This window comes from Pseudomonas sp. PDM24 (assembly GCF_019218905.1).
Classification (GTDB): Bacteria; Pseudomonadota; Gammaproteobacteria; order Pseudomonadales; family Pseudomonadaceae; genus Aquipseudomonas.
Map to the genome: position 1 here is coordinate 242421 of NZ_JAHUWR010000002.1, position 14841 is coordinate 257261.

19 protein-coding genes are annotated in these 14841 nt (G+C 59.9%); 14 read left to right on the forward strand and 5 right to left on the reverse strand.

What is annotated here, in order from left to right; genetic code table 11:
* Nucleotides 1-101 precede the first annotated feature (101 nt).
* Genes KW837_RS08930 through pilG form a run of 3 tightly spaced genes read right to left on the reverse strand, consistent with a single transcriptional unit; the run spans nt 102 to nt 1491 of the window.
* Complete coding sequence (locus tag KW837_RS08930; RefSeq protein ID WP_218395295.1) at nt 102-653, reverse strand: chemotaxis protein CheW; 552 nt, start codon at nt 651-653, stop codon at nt 102-104.
* Nucleotides 654-663: 10 nt separating this feature from the next.
* A complete protein-coding gene (pilH, locus tag KW837_RS08935; protein ID WP_007897961.1) occupies nt 664-1029 on the reverse strand; it encodes a twitching motility response regulator PilH in 366 nt (121 codons plus the stop codon).
* Nucleotides 1030-1086: 57 nt separating this feature from the next.
* Nucleotides 1087-1491 carry a twitching motility response regulator PilG gene (gene pilG, locus KW837_RS08940; RefSeq protein ID WP_008068133.1) on the reverse strand — a complete coding sequence of 135 codons (405 nt, stop codon included), beginning with the start codon at nt 1489-1491 and terminating at the stop codon, nt 1087-1089.
* A 233-nt stretch (nt 1492-1724) separates the two neighbouring features.
* Between pilG and gshB the strand changes: the two genes are divergently transcribed.
* From gshB to KW837_RS08975, 7 genes are all read left to right on the forward strand, one after another.
* Nucleotides 1725-2678, forward strand: a complete 954-nt coding sequence (gene gshB, locus KW837_RS08945) for a glutathione synthase (RefSeq protein ID WP_218395296.1) — start codon at nt 1725-1727, stop codon at nt 2676-2678.
* A 65-nt stretch (nt 2679-2743) separates the two neighbouring features.
* The gene (locus KW837_RS08950; RefSeq protein ID WP_192344909.1) at nt 2744-3643 is read left to right on the forward strand and encodes an energy transducer TonB; all 900 of its coding nucleotides are present in this window, start codon (nt 2744-2746) and stop codon (nt 3641-3643) included.
* Between the two features lie 215 nt (nt 3644-3858).
* Nucleotides 3859-4431: a YqgE/AlgH family protein gene (locus KW837_RS08955; RefSeq protein ID WP_218395297.1), complete on the forward strand. Its 573-nt coding sequence runs from the start codon at nt 3859-3861 to the stop codon at nt 4429-4431.
* Nucleotides 4431-4868, forward strand: a complete 438-nt coding sequence (gene ruvX / locus KW837_RS08960; RefSeq protein WP_007897947.1) for a Holliday junction resolvase RuvX — start codon at nt 4431-4433, stop codon at nt 4866-4868. The genes KW837_RS08955 and ruvX overlap by 1 nt, the downstream gene beginning before the upstream one ends.
* 99 nt (nt 4869-4967) lie before the next feature.
* Entirely contained in the window at nt 4968-5471 is a 504-nt protein-coding gene (gene pyrR, locus KW837_RS08965) for a bifunctional pyr operon transcriptional regulator/uracil phosphoribosyltransferase PyrR (RefSeq protein WP_008068126.1), read from the forward strand.
* Between the two features lie 27 nt (nt 5472-5498).
* Nucleotides 5499-6503: an aspartate carbamoyltransferase catalytic subunit gene (locus KW837_RS08970; protein WP_007897943.1), complete on the forward strand. Its 1005-nt coding sequence runs from the start codon at nt 5499-5501 to the stop codon at nt 6501-6503.
* The gene (locus tag KW837_RS08975) at nt 6500-7771 is read left to right on the forward strand and encodes a dihydroorotase (protein ID WP_218395298.1); all 1272 of its coding nucleotides are present in this window, start codon (nt 6500-6502) and stop codon (nt 7769-7771) included. Before KW837_RS08970 ends, KW837_RS08975 begins: the two co-directional genes overlap by 4 nt.
* 112 nt (nt 7772-7883) lie before the next feature.
* Here the strand turns inward: KW837_RS08975 and KW837_RS08980 are convergent, their stop codons facing one another.
* Nucleotides 7884-8315, reverse strand: a complete 432-nt coding sequence (locus KW837_RS08980) for a TM2 domain-containing protein (protein WP_192344910.1) — start codon at nt 8313-8315, stop codon at nt 7884-7886.
* Between the two features lie 250 nt (nt 8316-8565).
* Between KW837_RS08980 and KW837_RS08985 the strand changes: the two genes are divergently transcribed.
* Nucleotides 8566-9186 (forward strand): C40 family peptidase, encoded by a 621-nt coding sequence (locus KW837_RS08985; RefSeq protein ID WP_218395299.1) that lies wholly within the window; start codon nt 8566-8568, stop codon nt 9184-9186.
* Between the two features lie 157 nt (nt 9187-9343).
* On the opposite strand, the gene KW837_RS08990 is transcribed toward KW837_RS08985, so the two are convergent.
* Complete coding sequence (locus tag KW837_RS08990; RefSeq protein ID WP_123500239.1) at nt 9344-10378, reverse strand: type IV pilus twitching motility protein PilT; 1035 nt, start codon at nt 10376-10378, stop codon at nt 9344-9346.
* A 56-nt stretch (nt 10379-10434) separates the two neighbouring features.
* On the opposite strand from KW837_RS08990, the gene KW837_RS08995 reads away from it, so the two are divergent.
* The 6 genes from KW837_RS08995 to metW all read left to right on the forward strand — a co-directional run bounded on the left by KW837_RS08995 (nt 10435) and on the right by metW (nt 14833).
* Nucleotides 10435-11121, forward strand: coding sequence for a YggS family pyridoxal phosphate-dependent enzyme (locus KW837_RS08995; protein ID WP_218395300.1), 687 nt, complete (start codon nt 10435-10437; stop codon nt 11119-11121).
* 36 nt (nt 11122-11157) lie between these two features.
* Nucleotides 11158-11976 carry a pyrroline-5-carboxylate reductase gene (proC, locus tag KW837_RS09000; protein WP_218395301.1) on the forward strand — a complete coding sequence of 273 codons (819 nt, stop codon included), beginning with the start codon at nt 11158-11160 and terminating at the stop codon, nt 11974-11976.
* 24 nt (nt 11977-12000) lie between these two features.
* Nucleotides 12001-12588 (forward strand): YggT family protein, encoded by a 588-nt coding sequence (locus KW837_RS09005; RefSeq protein ID WP_218395302.1) that lies wholly within the window; start codon nt 12001-12003, stop codon nt 12586-12588.
* The gene (locus tag KW837_RS09010; protein ID WP_008068114.1) at nt 12588-12881 is read left to right on the forward strand and encodes a DUF167 domain-containing protein; all 294 of its coding nucleotides are present in this window, start codon (nt 12588-12590) and stop codon (nt 12879-12881) included. The genes KW837_RS09005 and KW837_RS09010 overlap by 1 nt, the downstream gene beginning before the upstream one ends.
* A gap of 184 nt (nt 12882-13065) precedes the next feature.
* Nucleotides 13066-14205, forward strand: a complete 1140-nt coding sequence (locus tag KW837_RS09015; protein WP_218395303.1) for a homoserine O-acetyltransferase — start codon at nt 13066-13068, stop codon at nt 14203-14205.
* A 7-nt stretch (nt 14206-14212) separates the two neighbouring features.
* Entirely contained in the window at nt 14213-14833 is a 621-nt protein-coding gene (gene metW, locus KW837_RS09020) for a methionine biosynthesis protein MetW (protein WP_218395304.1), read from the forward strand.
* The last annotated feature ends 8 nt before the right edge of the window (nt 14834-14841 follow it).

Sequence of the window (14841 nt, forward strand, 5' to 3'; positions counted from 1 at the left end):
ATTCACTCAATGCCCTTGTAGGAGCGAGGCTTGCCCGCGAAGCAGGCGCTGCGGTCCCGCAGGAACACCGCGTTATCGTTCTTCGCGGGCAAGCCTCGCTCCTACAGGATTGCGGCGTCGCCCCGAGCTACGTTCATGAAGCTCTGTGACTGCGCCAACGCAAACGGGCTGAATACCTGCCAATTCTGCTCACGCTGAAACCGGCCTTTGATGAACGGTGCAATCGGGCCGCTCAAGGTATCTACCGGTTCCAGGCTGTCCTGGGCAAAGTGCTGCAAGCCAAACACTTCATCGACCAGTAACCCGGCAAACACCTCGTTGTGCTCCACCACCAAAACCCGTCGCTGCTTGCGCAGATTCGACAGTTCATGACCGATGAAGCCACTCAAATCCATGATCGGCAGCAGGCGCCCCCGCAGGTTAGCCACGCCCTTGACCCAGGGCTTGACCCCCGGCAATTGGGTCACGCGCGGTTCGTGCAGGACTTCGCTGACTTCGCCCATGGGCGCGACGTACCAATGCTCGCCCAAGCGAAAGCCGATGCCGCTCCAGCTGTCCTGTCGGGTCGGCTGGGACGGCAGGTCCGCCGCCAGCAGACGACAGCGCTGGTCAATCTGCAGCAGCAGTTCGAAAGCCGTCAGCGACTCGGTCATGACCGGACGATCAACCGGCCAGCACGTTGTTCAGGGTTTTGATCAGGGTGTCTTCGTCGACCGGTTTGGTCAGGTAGTCCTTGGCGCCCTGGCGCGTGCCCCAGACTTTGTCGGTTTCCTGATCCTTGGTGGTGATGATGATCACTGGAATGTGCCCGGTTTCCGGGTCTTTGGTCAGCTGACGGGTCGCCTGGAAACCGTTAAGGCCGGGCATGACGATGTCCATCAACACCGCGTCGGGTTTTTCCTGACGGGCCAGCGCCACGCCGTCGGCGCCGTTTTCGGCTTTCAACACCTCATGACCGTGCTTTTCGAGCATGCCGGTCAGTTTGTACATTTCGGTCGGCGAGTCATCGACGATCAGAATACGTGCCATGGTCTTCCCCATTCTTGTCGACACCGGGCCCCATGGCCGAGTGTCACTGTGCGTGTCCTACTGCGGCGAAACGGCGGTGAAGCCCGGTACATGGGCCTGAATCGCGTTCAGCAGTTCTTCCTTGCTGAAAGGCTTGGTCAAAAACTGGTCGGAACCGACGATCCGCCCCTTGGCCTTGTCGAACAACCCGTCCTTGGACGACAGCATAATCACTGGCGTGGACTTGAACGCACTGTTGTTCTTGATTAAAGCGCAGGTCTGATAACCATCCAGACGCGGCATCATGATGTCGACAAAGATGATGCCGGGGTGATTGTCGGCAATCTTGGCCAGGGCATCGAAACCATCGATTGCGGTGATGACTTCACAGCCCACGTTTTTCAACAGCGTTTCGGCGGTGCGACGAATCGTTTTCGAATCATCGATCACCATGACCTTCAAGGCGCTGGAATGCTGTTCCATAGTGGCTCTACCGTCGCCTTTGTGAATCAAATTGTCCGTTTGCCGCTCATCGCTGGCTCGAAACCCTTGATACTTAAGGGCCAACAGGGCATGGCAGCCTTTTTAGCACAGTCTCCCCATCCAATCTATCGGGCGACCCTGGCGGTGGTTTTTCCTTGACCGGGAACACACTCAGCGCCACTCTGACGCCACTTTTTCACAACACTTTTCACCCCAATTTCGAGGAAAACCCCATGAGCGTTCGCGTCGGGATTGTCATGGATCCTATCGCCGGCATCTCCTATAAAAAGGATAGCTCGCTGGCCATGCTGCTGGCCGCGCAAAAGCGTGGCTGGGAACTGTTCTATATGGAACAGCGCGATTTGTATCAGGCCGAAGGCGAGGCTCGCGGGCGGATGCGTCCGCTGAAGGTGTTCGCCAACCCGGAAAAATGGTTTGAACTGGGCGCCGAAAGCGATGCGCTGCTGAGCGATCTGGACGTGATCCTGATGCGCAAGGATCCGCCGTTCGACATGGAATTCGTCTATTCCACGTATTTGCTGGAACAAGCGGAAAATGCCGGCGTACTGGTGGTCAACAAGCCGCAAAGCCTGCGTGACTGCAACGAAAAGCTGTTCGCCACGCTGTTCCCGCAGTGTACGCCGCCGACCATCGTCAGCCGTCGCCCCGACGTGTTGCGTGAATTCGCCGACCATCACGGTGACGTGATCCTCAAGCCGCTGGACGGCATGGGCGGCTCGTCGATCTTCCGTCACACCGCTGGCCACCCGAACCTGTCGGTGATCCTCGAAACCCTGACCTTGCATGGCCGTCAGCAGATCATGATCCAGGGTTACCTGCCGGCAATCGTTGATGGCGACAAGCGCATCCTGATGATCGATGGCGAACCAGTGGATTACTGCCTGGCACGGATTCCCGCGCTCGGTGAAACCCGTGGCAACCTCGCCGCCGGTGGCCGTGGCGAAGCCCGACCGCTGACCGAGAAAGATCGCTGGATCGCCGCGCAAGTCGGCCCGACCCTGCGTGAGAAGGGCTTGCTGTTCGTCGGTCTCGACGTAATCGGTGAGCATCTGACCGAAATCAACGTCACCAGCCCGACCTGCATTCGCGAGATCGATAACGCGTTCGGCACCGACATTGGTGGCCTTCTGATGGATGCCATCGATCAGAAGCTCAAGGCTCGTTGATAGAGACAACCAACATTGCGTTATCATCCCCGGCTTGTAAAAAACGCGATGTTGGTTTTCTTGTTATGACACTCCCGTCCGATCTGCCCCCTGAACTCGCCCACCGTGGCGTGCGTCCGGCTGATCGCCTCGGTTTCACCCTGTTTCTCGCGGCGCTGATCCACTTGGCCTTGCTGTTGGGCGTCGGGTTCTCCATGGTCGAACCCCAGCAAATCAGCAAAACCCTGGAAATCACCCTCGCCACGTTCAAAAGCGAAAAGAAGCCGGAAAAAGCTGACTTTCTCGCCCAGGAAAATCAGGAAGGCAGCGGCACCCTGGAAAAAAAGGCGACGCCCAAGACCACCGAGGTCGCGCCCTTCCAGGACAACAAGGTGCAGCCAGTCACCCCGCCGCCAACCGCCACGCCGCCAGTGCCTGAAGCAGCCCCCAAGGCAGCCGTGACGACCGTCGCGCCGAAACCGAAAAAAACCGCGACCAAGCGCGAAGAGATCAAGACCGAGACCAAACCCAAGGTCGTGGCACCGACCTTCGACAGCGCGCAGCTGTCCAGCGACATCGCCAGCCTGGAAGCGGAACTGGCCAGTGAACAACAGCTTTACGCCAAGCGCCCGCGCATCCACCGCTTGAGTGCCGCATCGACCATGCGCGACAAGGGTGCCTGGTACAAAGATGAATGGCGCAAGAAGGTCGAGCGCATCGGCAACCTCAACTACCCCGACGAAGCCCGGCGCAAACAGATTTACGGCAATCTGCGACTGATGGTCTCGATCAACCGCGATGGCTCGCTGTATGAAGTGCTGGTGCTGGAGTCTTCCGGCCAGCCGCTGCTGGACCAGGCGGCGCAGCGCATCGTAAGGCTCGCGGCGCCGTTTGCACCGTTCACCGGGGATCTGTCGGACATCGATCGTCTGGAAATCATTCGGACGTGGAAGTTTGCGCGTGGGGACCGGTTGTCCAGTAATTGACCGATTGATTTGTGGTGATTGAGCCGACGCCTTCGCGGGCAAGCCTCGCTCCTACAGGTTTGGTATGCACCACGAAAATGGCGCATGACCCGTAGGAGCGAGGCTTGCCCGCGAAGGCGCCCTCAAGCAAAACCACATCAAAAAGACATCCGCGCAGGCATTTCCTGTGCATCCTCGGCTTGTCAGTTCGCCCCTCCAACGCCACACTAGCGCTCATGAAGAACGTCAGCCCCAGCTACCTCAAGCATCACTTCCTGATCGCCATGCCTCACATGGCCGACCCGAACTTTGCGCACACCTTGACCTACATCGTCGAGCACACGGCCAATGGTGCCATGGGGCTGGTGGTCAACCGCCCGCAGGACCTGAATCTGGCCGATATCCTCGAACAATTGCGCCCCGATATCGAACCACCAGTGCTCTGCCAGCACGTGCCGATCTTTATGGGTGGCCCGGTGCAAACCGATCGCGGTTTTGTCCTGCACCCATCGGGTAAATCTTTTCAGGCGACCGTTGATCTGGAAGGCGAGCTGTCCCTGTCGACCTCCCAGGACGTGCTGTTCGCCATCGCCGACGGCGTCGGCCCCGCGAAAAGCCTGATCACCCTCGGCTGCGCCGGTTGGGAAGCCGGGCAACTGGAAGCCGAACTGGCCGACAACGCCTGGCTGACCTGCCCGTTCGATGCCGACATCCTGTTCAACACCAGCAGCGAATTACGTCTTGAAGCGGCGGCCAAACACCTGGGCGTCAATCTCAGCCTGCTCACCAACCAGGCGGGGCACGCCTGATGGCCCTGCGGTTGATTTTGGGTTTCGACTACGGCACCAAACAGATCGGCGTTGCGGTCGGTCAGGTGATTACCGGTCAGGCCCGCGAGCTGTGCACCTTGAAGGCGCAAAACGGCATTCCTGACTGGAATCAGGTCGAAGCCCTGATTAAAGAGTGGAAACCCGACGCTGTGGTGGTCGGCCTGCCGCTGAACATGGACGGCACGCCGAGCGACATGTGCCTGCGGGCCGAGAAGTTCGCCCGCCGCCTGAACGGCCGCTACAACCTGCCCTTCTATACGCATGACGAACGCCTGACCACTTTCGAGGCCAAGGGCGAACGCCTGGTCCGTGGCGGCCAGAAAGGCAGTTACCGCGACAACCCGGTCGATGCCATCGCCGCCGCGCTGCTGTTGCAAGGCTGGCTCGACGAAAACACCGCGCTGTTCGAATCCTGACCGCACCTAATTCTGAAGAGCCGCTGCGGCGTCTCCCTTAGCTACAACCCGAGCCACCCCTCAAGCGGCATCCGGCTCGGGACAAAGAAGGAGCAAACCATGAGCCTGCCCAATCCCGCCGAACTGATCAGCCAGATGGCGATCCGTCTTGACACCTATCTGGCCAAACGGGGCATCAGCGAACCGCGTTACATCGGCATTCGGACCGGTGGCGTCTGGGTCGCGCAGGCGTTGCTCGATGAACTGGGCAGCGATTCGCCCCTGGGTACCCTGGATGTTTCGTTCTACCGCGACGACTTCAGCCAGAACGGCCTGCACCCACAAGTACGCCCATCGGCGCTGCCGTTCGAGATCGAAGGCCAGCACCTGGTACTGATCGATGACGTGCTGATGAGCGGTCGGACCATCCGCGCTGCAATGAACGAACTCTTCGACTACGGCCGCCCGGCCAGCGTGACGCTGGTATGCCTGCTGGACCTGGACGCCGGTGAACTGCCGATCCGGCCGAACGTGGTTGGCGCGACGCTGTCGCTGGCAGCCCATGAGCGCGTGAAGTTGTCCGGCCCGGAACTCAAGCTCGAACTTCAAGACCTCGCCCTTTAATTCGCCCTATTGAGAGTCCCCCTCGCGATGACGCCTCTAGAAACCAAGCGCCCGCTGCAGCTCAATGATCAGGGCCAGCTGCGCCACTTCCTCTCGCTCGACGGTTTGCGCCGCGAGCTGCTGACGGAAATCCTCGACACCGCCGACTCGTTCCTCGAGGTTGGCGCCCGGGCGGTGAAGAAAGTCCCGTTGCTGCGCGGCAAGACCGTGTGCAACGTGTTCTTCGAGAACTCCACCCGCACCCGCACCACCTTCGAACTGGCGGCCCAACGGCTGTCGGCCGACGTGATCACCCTGAACGTGTCGACGTCGTCGGCGAGCAAGGGTGAAACCCTGCTCGACACCCTGCGCAACCTGGAAGCCATGGCCGCCGACATGTTCGTCGTGCGTCACGGTGATTCCGGCGCGGCGCACTTCATCGCCGAGCATGTTTGCCCGCAAGTGGCGATCATCAACGGCGGCGACGGCCGTCATGCCCACCCGACCCAGGGCATGCTCGACATGCTCACTATTCGTCGGCACAAGGGCGGCTTCGAAAACCTTTCGGTGGCCATCGTCGGCGACATCCTGCATTCGCGGGTAGCGCGCTCGAACATGCTGGCCCTGAAAACCCTTGGCTGCCCGGACATCCGCGTGATTGCGCCGAAAACCCTGCTGCCGATCGGCATCGAGCAATACGGCGTGAAGGTGTACACCGACATGACCGAAGGCCTGAAAGACGTCGACGTGGTGATCATGCTGCGCCTGCAGCGTGAACGTATGACCGGCGGCCTGCTGCCGAGCGAAGGCGAGTTCTACCGCCTGTTCGGCCTGACCACCGCGCGCCTGGCCGGGGCCAAACCGGATTGCATCGTCATGCACCCGGGGCCGATCAACCGCGGGGTGGAAATTGAGTCGGCGGTGGCCGACGGCCCGCACTCGGTGATCCTCAACCAGGTGACCTACGGCATCGCGATTCGTATGGCTGTGCTGTCCATGGCCATGAGCGGGCAAACAGCCCAGCGCCAATTCGAGCAGGAGAACGCCCAGTGAAGCTCAGCATTCTCGGCGCACGCGTTATCGATCCGGCCAGCGGCCTGGATCAAGTGACTGATATCCACGTTGAAGCCTGCAAGATCGTCGCCCTCGGCGCCGCTCCGGCAGGTTTCGTTGCAGTAGACACCATCGACGCCAAAGGCCTGGTTGCCGCCCCCGGCCTGGTTGACCTGAACGTCGCCCTGCGCGAGCCGGGTTACAGCCGCAAAGGCTCGATCGCCAGCGAAACCCGCGCCGCGGCGGCCGGTGGCGTGACCAGCCTGTGTTGCCCACCGAAAACCAAACCGGTGCTGGACACCTCCGCCGTGGCCGAACTGATCCTCGACCGCGCCCGCGAAGCCGGCAACACCAAAGTCTTCCCGATCGGCGCCCTGAGCAAAGGCCTGGATGGCGAACAGCTGGCCGAACTGGTCGCCTTGCGCGATGCCGGCTGCGTGGCCTTCGGCAACGGTCTGGAGAGCTTCCGCAACACCCGCACCCTGTGTCGGGCGCTGGAATACGCAGCGACGTTCGATCTGACGGTGATTTTCAACTCGCAAGACCATGATCTGGCCGAAGGTGGCTTGGCTCACGAAGGTCCGACGGCGAGTTTCCTCGGTTTGCCGGGCATTCCGGAAACCGCTGAAACCGTGGCCTTGGCCCGGGACCTGCTGCTGGTCGAGCAAAGCGGCGTGCGTGCGCACTTCAGCCAGCTCACCAGCGCCCGCGGTGTGGCGCTGATCGCCCAAGCCCAGGCCCGTGGCCTGAAGGTCACGGCGGACGTGGCGTTGTATCAACTGATCCTCACCGACGAAGCGCTGATCGACTTCAGCAGCCTCTATCACGTCCAACCGCCGCTGCGCACTCGTGCGGACCGCGACGGCCTGCGGGCAGCGGTGAAGTCGGGGGTGGTGTCAGCCATCTCCAGCCATCACCAGCCCCATGAACGCGATGCCAAACTGGCGCCGTTCGGTGCCACCGAACCGGGCATCAGCAGTGTTGAACTGCTGCTGCCGCTGGCGATGACCTTGGTGGAAGACGGTTTGCTCGACTTGCCGACGCTGCTCGCACGCTTGAGCGCCGGTCCTGCCGAAGCGTTGCGTTTACCAGCGGGCAAATTGGCGGTGGGAGGGCCGGCAGATATCGTGCTGTTCGACCCTGCAGCCTCGACCGTGGCCGGTGAGAACTGGTTGTCGAAGGGCGAAAACTGTCCGTTCGTTGGCCATAGCTTGCCGGGTGTGGTGCGTTACACCCTGGTGGATGGACGGATCAGTCACCAGGCTTAACACCGCGCTGCCTGCATTCGCGAGCAAGCCCGCTCCCACACTTGACCTTCAGCGAACACAGAATTTGTGTACGACCGAAAACACATGTGGGAGCGGGCTTGCTCGCGAAGGCTTACTGGAAGGCGCCTCTGTTCTGCGCATTGCGAATCGACACCTGGTCATTCAACGTCCAGAAGTCATACAACACCCCCAGAAAGAACAACCCTCCTGTCACCAGATACAGCAACCCGCTGATCCATTTCCCCTGATACATCCGGTGCACACCGAATACCCCCAGAAACGTCAGCAGAATCCACGCAACGTTGTATTCGATGGGGCCAGCGGTAAAGCGCAGGTCAGCTTCACGGTCCATGGAGGGGATCAGAAACAGGTCGATCAACCAGCCGATACCCAGCAAGCCGAAGGTAAAAAACCAGATTGTCCCGGTCACCGGCTTGCCGTAATAGAAGCGGTGAGCCCCGGTAAAACCGAAAATCCACAACAGGTAACCAATCACTTTGCTGTGTGTGTCTTGCTCTGAAACGGGGTGTTGATAGGTGTTCATGGATGACCTCGACTCACACGATAGAGAAATATTCTTGAATTCTTTGTGACTTTTTTACAGGCGGCCGACATACGGCAAATGCTAACTTCATTCCTGCCAAAGCCTTGTAATACCTGACTTTTGTCAGACAACCCACGTCAACTTTGCCGATTTTTAGTTCCGCGGCCCGCCGTTTGAATCGACCAACGGCCTCGGAAGGGCCAAAAAAGCTGTTATAAAGTTGCGCGTTCACCCATATGAGCCTTGCCTAATGCGTCCATTTTTCAAGACATGGCTAACCATTTGCCTATTATTGCCCCTGGCCGCCCACGCCACCAATCGTGAGCAACGTCTTCCTAGCGTTAATGGTTACACCCCAAAATCCCACGTTTCTGCTCCTTCGAGCAAAAACAAACAAACAGTAAAACGCTCCAGCCAACTGAGCAGCGTAAACAGCAAGCTGGTCCCGCCGATGGCCAGCAAGGAAAGCAGCAACGTGTTGAGCCGCGCGGTAAACGTGCTCGGTACACCTTATCGTTGGGGTGGCAGCAGCCCAAGTAAAGGGTTCGATTGCAGCGGTCTGGTGAAATACGCGTTCAACGACGCTACGTTTGACCTGCCTCGTACCTCCAACGCCATGGCCAGCGGTCATGGCGAGAAGGTCGATCGCAATGATCTGAAGCCAGGCGACCTGATTTTCTTCAACATCAAGAGCCGTCGGGTCAATCATGTTGCCATCTACCTGGGCAACGACCGCTTCATCCACGCACCCCGCCGTGGCAAGTCGGTCAGCATCGACACCCTGAAGAAACCGTATTGGGAAAGCCACTACGTGGTTGCCAAGCGGGTTCTGCCGAAAGAACAGAACGCATTGCGGGTTGTTCAGCGCTGATTTGAGCGCCCGGAGCAGACCCGAAATCTGCTTTGAACATGATGGCCTCTTCGCGAGCAAGTCGAATCGTCGCACCGCCGCTCCCACATTTAGAATGCGTTCCAATGTGGGAGCGGGCTTGCTCGCGAAGGCGTCTGTGAAAGCGCTACAACTCCCCTTAAAAATTATCCGGCGACCGCGCCTTCTCCCGCGCATGCTCGCGACTGATCACGCCCTTGGTCACCAACTCCTTCAGGCACATATCCAGCGTCTGCATCCCCAGCGACCCTCCGGTCTGAATCGACGAATACATCTGCGCCACCTTGTCTTCGCGGATCAGGTTACGGATCGCCGAAGTGCCAAGCATGATTTCGTGGGCGGCAACTCGCCCGCCGCCGATTTTCTTGATCAATGTCTGCGAAACCACCGCCAGCAATGACTCGGAGAGCATCGAGCGCACCATCGATTTCTCGTCGCCCGGAAACACGTCCACCACCCGGTCGATGGTTTTCGCCGCCGACGTGGTGTGCAGCGTGCCGAATACCAGGTGACCGGTCTCGGCGGCAGTCAATGCCAGCCGAATAGTCTCCAGATCACGCATCTCCCCCACCAGAATCACGTCCGGGTCTTCGCGCAGGGCCGAGCGCAGCGCCGTGGCGAAGCTGCGGGTATCGCGATGGACTTCGCGCTGATTGATCAGGCATTTGCGCGATTCATGGACGAACTCGATCGGGTCTTCGATGGTGAGGATGTGGTGATGGCGATGGTTGTTCAGGTAATCGATCATCGCCGCCAATGTGGTGGACTTGCCCGAACCGGTCGGGCCGGTCACCAGCACCAGGCCCCGGGGGGCTTCGGTAATCTTGCGAAACACTTCCCCCATCCCCAGATCGTCCATGCTCAGCACCTTGGACGGAATGGTCCGGAATACCGCGCCCGCACCCCGATTCTGGTTGAAGGCATTGACCCGAAAACGCGCCACGCCGGGCACTTCGAAGGAAAAGTCGGTTTCAAGATGCTTCTCGAAGTCCACCCGCTGGAGGTCGTTCATGATGTCGTAGATCAGCTCATGCACTTCCTTGTGATCCAGAGCCGGCAGGTTGATGCGTCGCACATCGCCGTCGACACGGATCATCGGTGGCAGGCCGGCGGACAGGTGCAGGTCAGACGCGCCTTGTTTGGCGCTGAAAGCCAGCAGCTCAGTGATATCCATAGCGCTCCTCAATTCCAGTAGAATGCCGCGAACCTTCAGACCGCTGGCGCCTCTTGATGTCCACGATAGCAGACAACATTCTTCAGGTTAGTTCACGCATCCAGGCAGCAGCCAAAGCCGCCCACCGCGATGAGATCAGCATCCAGCTGCTGGCCGTGAGCAAGACCAAGCCCGCCGAAGCCCTGCGTGAAGCCTACGCCGCCGGGATCCGCGACTTTGGCGAAAACTACCTGCAGGAAGCCTTGGGCAAACAGCTCGAATTGGCCGACCTGCCCTTGATCTGGCACTTCATCGGCCCCATTCAATCGAATAAGACTCGCGCTATCGCCGAGCATTTCGACTGGGTGCATTCCGTGGATCGCTTGAAAATCGCACAACGGCTGTCCGAACAACGTCCCGCCGATTTGCCTCCCTTGAACATCTGCATCCAGGTCAACGTCAGTGGTGAAGCCAGCAAGTCCGGCTGCACCCCGGCCGACCTGCCCGCCCTGGCCAATGCCATCAGCGCGCTGCCGCGCTTGAAATTGCGCGGTTTGATGGCGATTCCCGAGCCGACTGAAGATCGCGCCGCCCAGGACGCGGCTTTTGCTGCCGTACAGAGCCTGCAAGCCAGCCTGAACCTGCCACTCGACACACTTTCCATGGGCATGAGCCACGACCTCGAGTCGGCCATTGCCATGGGCGCCACTTGGGTCCGTATCGGAACGGCCCTGTTTGGTGCCCGCGACTACGGCCAGTCTTGAAACAATGGCTGACACCTCTCTTTATAAGGACCTGACATGAGCAAGACTCGTATTGCCTTTATCGGAGCCGGCAACATGGCCGCCAGCCTGATCGGCGGCCTGCGCGCCAAAGGTCTGGACGCCGCGCAAATCCGCGCCAGTGATCCGGGTGAACAAACCCGTGCCCGCGTGAGTGCCGAACACGGCATCGAAGTGTTCGCCGACAACGCCGAAGCCATTCAGGGCGTGGACGTGATCGTGCTGGCGGTCAAACCCCAGGCGATGAAAGCCGTGTGCGAAGCCATTCGCCCAAGCCTTGCGCCGAATCAACTGGTGGTCTCTATTGCGGCCGGCATCACCTGCGCCAGCATGAACAACTGGCTTGGCGCCCAGCCCATCGTGCGCTGCATGCCCAACACCCCGGCGCTGCTGCGTCAGGGCGTAAGCGGTTTGTTCGCCACCAGCGAAGTGAGCGCCGAGCAACGCCAGCAAGCTGAAGAATTGCTGTCGGCGGTTGGCATTGCCCTGTGGCTGAACGAAGAACAGCAACTGGACGCGGTTACCGCCGTTTCCGGCTCGGGTCCTGCATATTTCTTCCTGCTGATCGAAGCCATGACCGCCGCGGGCGTGAAGCTCGGCCTGCCAGCGGACATCGCCGCACAACTGACCGTGCAAACTGCTTTGGGTGCTGCACACATGGCAGTCGCAAGCGATGTCGACGCGGCTGAACTGCGTCGTCGCGTGACGTCACCTGCGGGCACCACCGAAGCGGCGATCAAGTCGTTCCAGGCCGGTGGTTTCGAAGCCCTGGTGGAAAAAGCACTCGGCGCCGCTGCGCACCGCTCGGCCGAGATGGCCGAACAACTGGGTCGCTAATCAGCTCTTACAAAGGAATCAATGATGCTCGGACTCAATGACGCTGCCATTTTCATCATCAAAACCTTGGGCAGCCTGTACCTGCTGATCGTGCTGATGCGCTTCATCCTGCAATTGGTTCGGGCGAATTTTTACAACCCGCTCTGCCAGTTCATCGTGAAAGCCACTCAACCGCTGCTCAAGCCCCTGCGCCGGGTCATCCCGAGTATGTTCGGGCTGGACATGTCGTCACTGGTACTGGCGCTGATCGTGCAGATGGTGCTGATAGCGGTCATCCTGCTGCTCAAAGGCTTCGAGGTCGACTTGCTGCTTTTGGTGCCTTGGGCACTGATCGCAGTCTTCTCGCTGTTTCTGAGTGTTCTGTTCTACGCGATGATTATCAGCGTGATCCTGTCCTGGGTCGCCCCTGGGAGCCACAATCCGGGCGCAGAGCTGGTACAGCAGATCACCGAACCGGTACTCGCCCCGTTCCGCCGTATCATTCCGAACCTGGGCGGCCTCGACATCTCGCCGATCTTCGCGTTTATCGCGATCCAGTTACTGCAAAGCTGGCTGATCCCGCGACTTGCGTACTATGCCCTCATGCCGCAAGGGCTGCTCGGCCTGATCTGATGAGCTATTTTCGCTGGGACGGTGATGACCTGATTCTGGAATGTCACCTGCAACCGGCGGCCCGCAGCGATGATTTCTGCGGGCTGCATGGCGATCGCCTGAAGATCCGCCTGACCGCACCGCCGGTTGAAGGCAAGGCCAATGCGTACCTGATGGCGTTTCTGGCCAAGGCGTTCGGGGTTTCCAAGAGTCAGGTGAGTTTGATCAGCGGAGAGCTGAACCGGCAGAAACGGGTGCGGATTTGTTCGCCGAAGAAGCTGCCGGATTTGCCGGATCTGGTGCGACAGACCTGATCCACCGAGGCGCTGCATTCGCGAGCAAGCCCGCTCCCACAATGGAATGCGTTCCCCTGTGGGAGCGGGCTTGCTCGCGAATGGCGCACCTCGGTCCAACTGAATGAAATCAGGCCCGGCCTTTGCTTGCCGCTAGCCACAGCGGTCTTTAGACTTACGCCTCATTTCAATGAGAGCAGGGTCGATGCCAGCTGCCTTCCCCCCCGATTCTGTTGGTCTGGTGACGCCGCAAGTGGCGCACTTCAGTGAACCCCTGGCCTTGGCCTGCGGACGTTCGTTGCCCGCTTATGACCTGATCTACGAAACCTACGGCACGCTGAACGCTACGGCGAGCAACGCCGTGCTGATCTGCCACGCCTTGTCCGGTCACCATCACGCTGCCGGCTTCCACAGCCCCGACGACCGCAAACCCGGTTGGTGGGACAGCTGCATCGGCCCCGGCAAGCCGATCGACACCAACAAGTTCTTCGTGGTCAGCCTGAATAATCTCGGCGGGTGCAATGGTTCCACCGGCCCCAGCAGTGTCAATCCGGAAACCGGCAAGCCATTCGGCGCCGACTTCCCGGTCCTGACTGTGGAAGACTGGGTCCACAGCCAGGCGCGTCTGGCTGATTTGCTCGGCATCCATCAATGGGCGGCGGTGATTGGCGGCAGCCTCGGCGGCATGCAGGCCTTGCAGTGGACCATCACCTACCCGGACCGCGTGCGGCACTGCCTGGCGATCGCCTCGGCACCAAAACTGTCGGCGCAGAACATTGCGTTCAACGAAGTCGCACGTCAGGCGATCCTCACCGACCCGGAGTTCCACGGCGGCTCGTTCCAGGAAGCGGGCGTGATTCCCAAGCGCGGGCTGATGCTGGCGCGGATGGTCGGGCACATCACGTACCTGTCCGACGACTCCATGGGCGAGAAATTCGGTCGCGGCCTGAAGAGCGAAAAGCTCAACTACGACTTCCACAGCGTCGAGTTCCAGGTCGAAAGCTACCTGCGCTATCAGGGCGAAGAGTTTTCCGGACGTTTCGACGCTAACACCTACCTGCTGATGACCAAGGCACTGGACTACTTCGACCCGGCGGCGAACTTCGACAATGACCTGGCGAAAACCTTCGCCAATGCCCAGGCCAGGTTCTGCGTGATGTCTTTCACCACCGATTGGCGCTTCTCCCCTGCCCGCTCGCGGGAACTGGTGGACGCGCTGATGGCGGCCAGGAAAGACGTCTGCTACCTGGAGATCGACGCTCCGCAAGGCCACGATGCCTTCCTGATCCCGATCCCGCGTTATTTGCAGGCCTTCAGCAATTACATGAACCGTATAGCGCTTTGAGGAAGACATGAGAGCCGATCTGGAAATCATCCAGGAATGGATCCCCGCCGGCAGCCGCGTGCTCGACCTCGGTTGCGGTGATGGCGAGTTGCTGACCTGGCTGCGTGACCACAAACAGGTCACCGGCTATGGCCTGGAAAACGACCCGGACAACATTGCCGAGTGCGTGGCCAAGGGCATCAATGTCATCGAGCAAGATCTGGACAAGGGCTTGGGCAACTTCGCCAGCAACAGCTTCGACATCGTGGTCATGACTCAGGCCCTGCAAGCTGTGCACTACCCGGACAGGATCCTCGACGAAATGCTGCGGGTCGGTCGCCAGTGCATCATCACCTTCCCCAACTTCGGTCACTGGCGCTGCCGCTGGTACCTGGCGAGCAAGGGCCGGATGCCGGTTTCGGATTTTCTGCCGTACACCTGGTACAACACACCGAACATCCACTTCTGCACTTTCGAAGACTTTGAAGCGCTGTGTCGCGAACGTGAAGCCAAGGTCATTGATCGGCTTGCCGTGGATCAACAGCATCGGCATGGGTGGGCCAGTAAGCTATGGCCTAATCTGTTAGGTGAGATCGGTATCTACCGCGTCAGCAGCCCCGGTCTGCCGGACCACAAGGTCGCGGTCTGAATCACGAC

Bases quoted from the DNA above. Each gene is read 5' to 3' on its own strand.
- KW837_RS08950 (WP_192344909.1), top strand. From the start codon at position 2,744: ATGACACTCCCGTCCGATCTGCCCCCTGAACTCGCCCACCGTGGCGTG.
- KW837_RS08980 (WP_192344910.1), bottom strand. From the start codon at position 8,315: ATGAACACCTATCAACACCCCGTTTCAGAGCAAGACACACACAGCAAA.
- KW837_RS08985 (WP_218395299.1), top strand. From the start codon at position 8,566: ATGCGTCCATTTTTCAAGACATGGCTAACCATTTGCCTATTATTGCCC.
- KW837_RS08995 (WP_218395300.1), top strand. From the start codon at position 10,435: ATGTCCACGATAGCAGACAACATTCTTCAGGTTAGTTCACGCATCCAG.
- KW837_RS08930 (WP_218395295.1), bottom strand. From the start codon at position 653: ATGACCGAGTCGCTGACGGCTTTCGAACTGCTGCTGCAGATTGACCAG.
- KW837_RS08990 (WP_123500239.1), bottom strand. From the start codon at position 10,378: ATGGATATCACTGAGCTGCTGGCTTTCAGCGCCAAACAAGGCGCGTCT.
- KW837_RS09010 (WP_008068114.1), top strand. From the start codon at position 12,588: ATGAGCTATTTTCGCTGGGACGGTGATGACCTGATTCTGGAATGTCAC.
- pyrR (WP_008068126.1), top strand. From the start codon at position 4,968: ATGAGCCTGCCCAATCCCGCCGAACTGATCAGCCAGATGGCGATCCGT.
- gshB (WP_218395296.1), top strand. From the start codon at position 1,725: ATGAGCGTTCGCGTCGGGATTGTCATGGATCCTATCGCCGGCATCTCC.
- ruvX (WP_007897947.1), top strand. From the start codon at position 4,431: ATGGCCCTGCGGTTGATTTTGGGTTTCGACTACGGCACCAAACAGATC.
- KW837_RS08955 (WP_218395297.1), top strand. From the start codon at position 3,859: ATGAAGAACGTCAGCCCCAGCTACCTCAAGCATCACTTCCTGATCGCC.
- KW837_RS09005 (WP_218395302.1), top strand. From the start codon at position 12,001: ATGCTCGGACTCAATGACGCTGCCATTTTCATCATCAAAACCTTGGGC.
- proC (WP_218395301.1), top strand. From the start codon at position 11,158: ATGAGCAAGACTCGTATTGCCTTTATCGGAGCCGGCAACATGGCCGCC.
- metW (WP_218395304.1), top strand. From the start codon at position 14,213: ATGAGAGCCGATCTGGAAATCATCCAGGAATGGATCCCCGCCGGCAGC.
- KW837_RS08970 (WP_007897943.1), top strand. From the start codon at position 5,499: ATGACGCCTCTAGAAACCAAGCGCCCGCTGCAGCTCAATGATCAGGGC.
- pilG (WP_008068133.1), bottom strand. From the start codon at position 1,491: ATGGAACAGCATTCCAGCGCCTTGAAGGTCATGGTGATCGATGATTCG.
- KW837_RS09015 (WP_218395303.1), top strand. From the start codon at position 13,066: ATGCCAGCTGCCTTCCCCCCCGATTCTGTTGGTCTGGTGACGCCGCAA.
- pilH (WP_007897961.1), bottom strand. From the start codon at position 1,029: ATGGCACGTATTCTGATCGTCGATGACTCGCCGACCGAAATGTACAAA.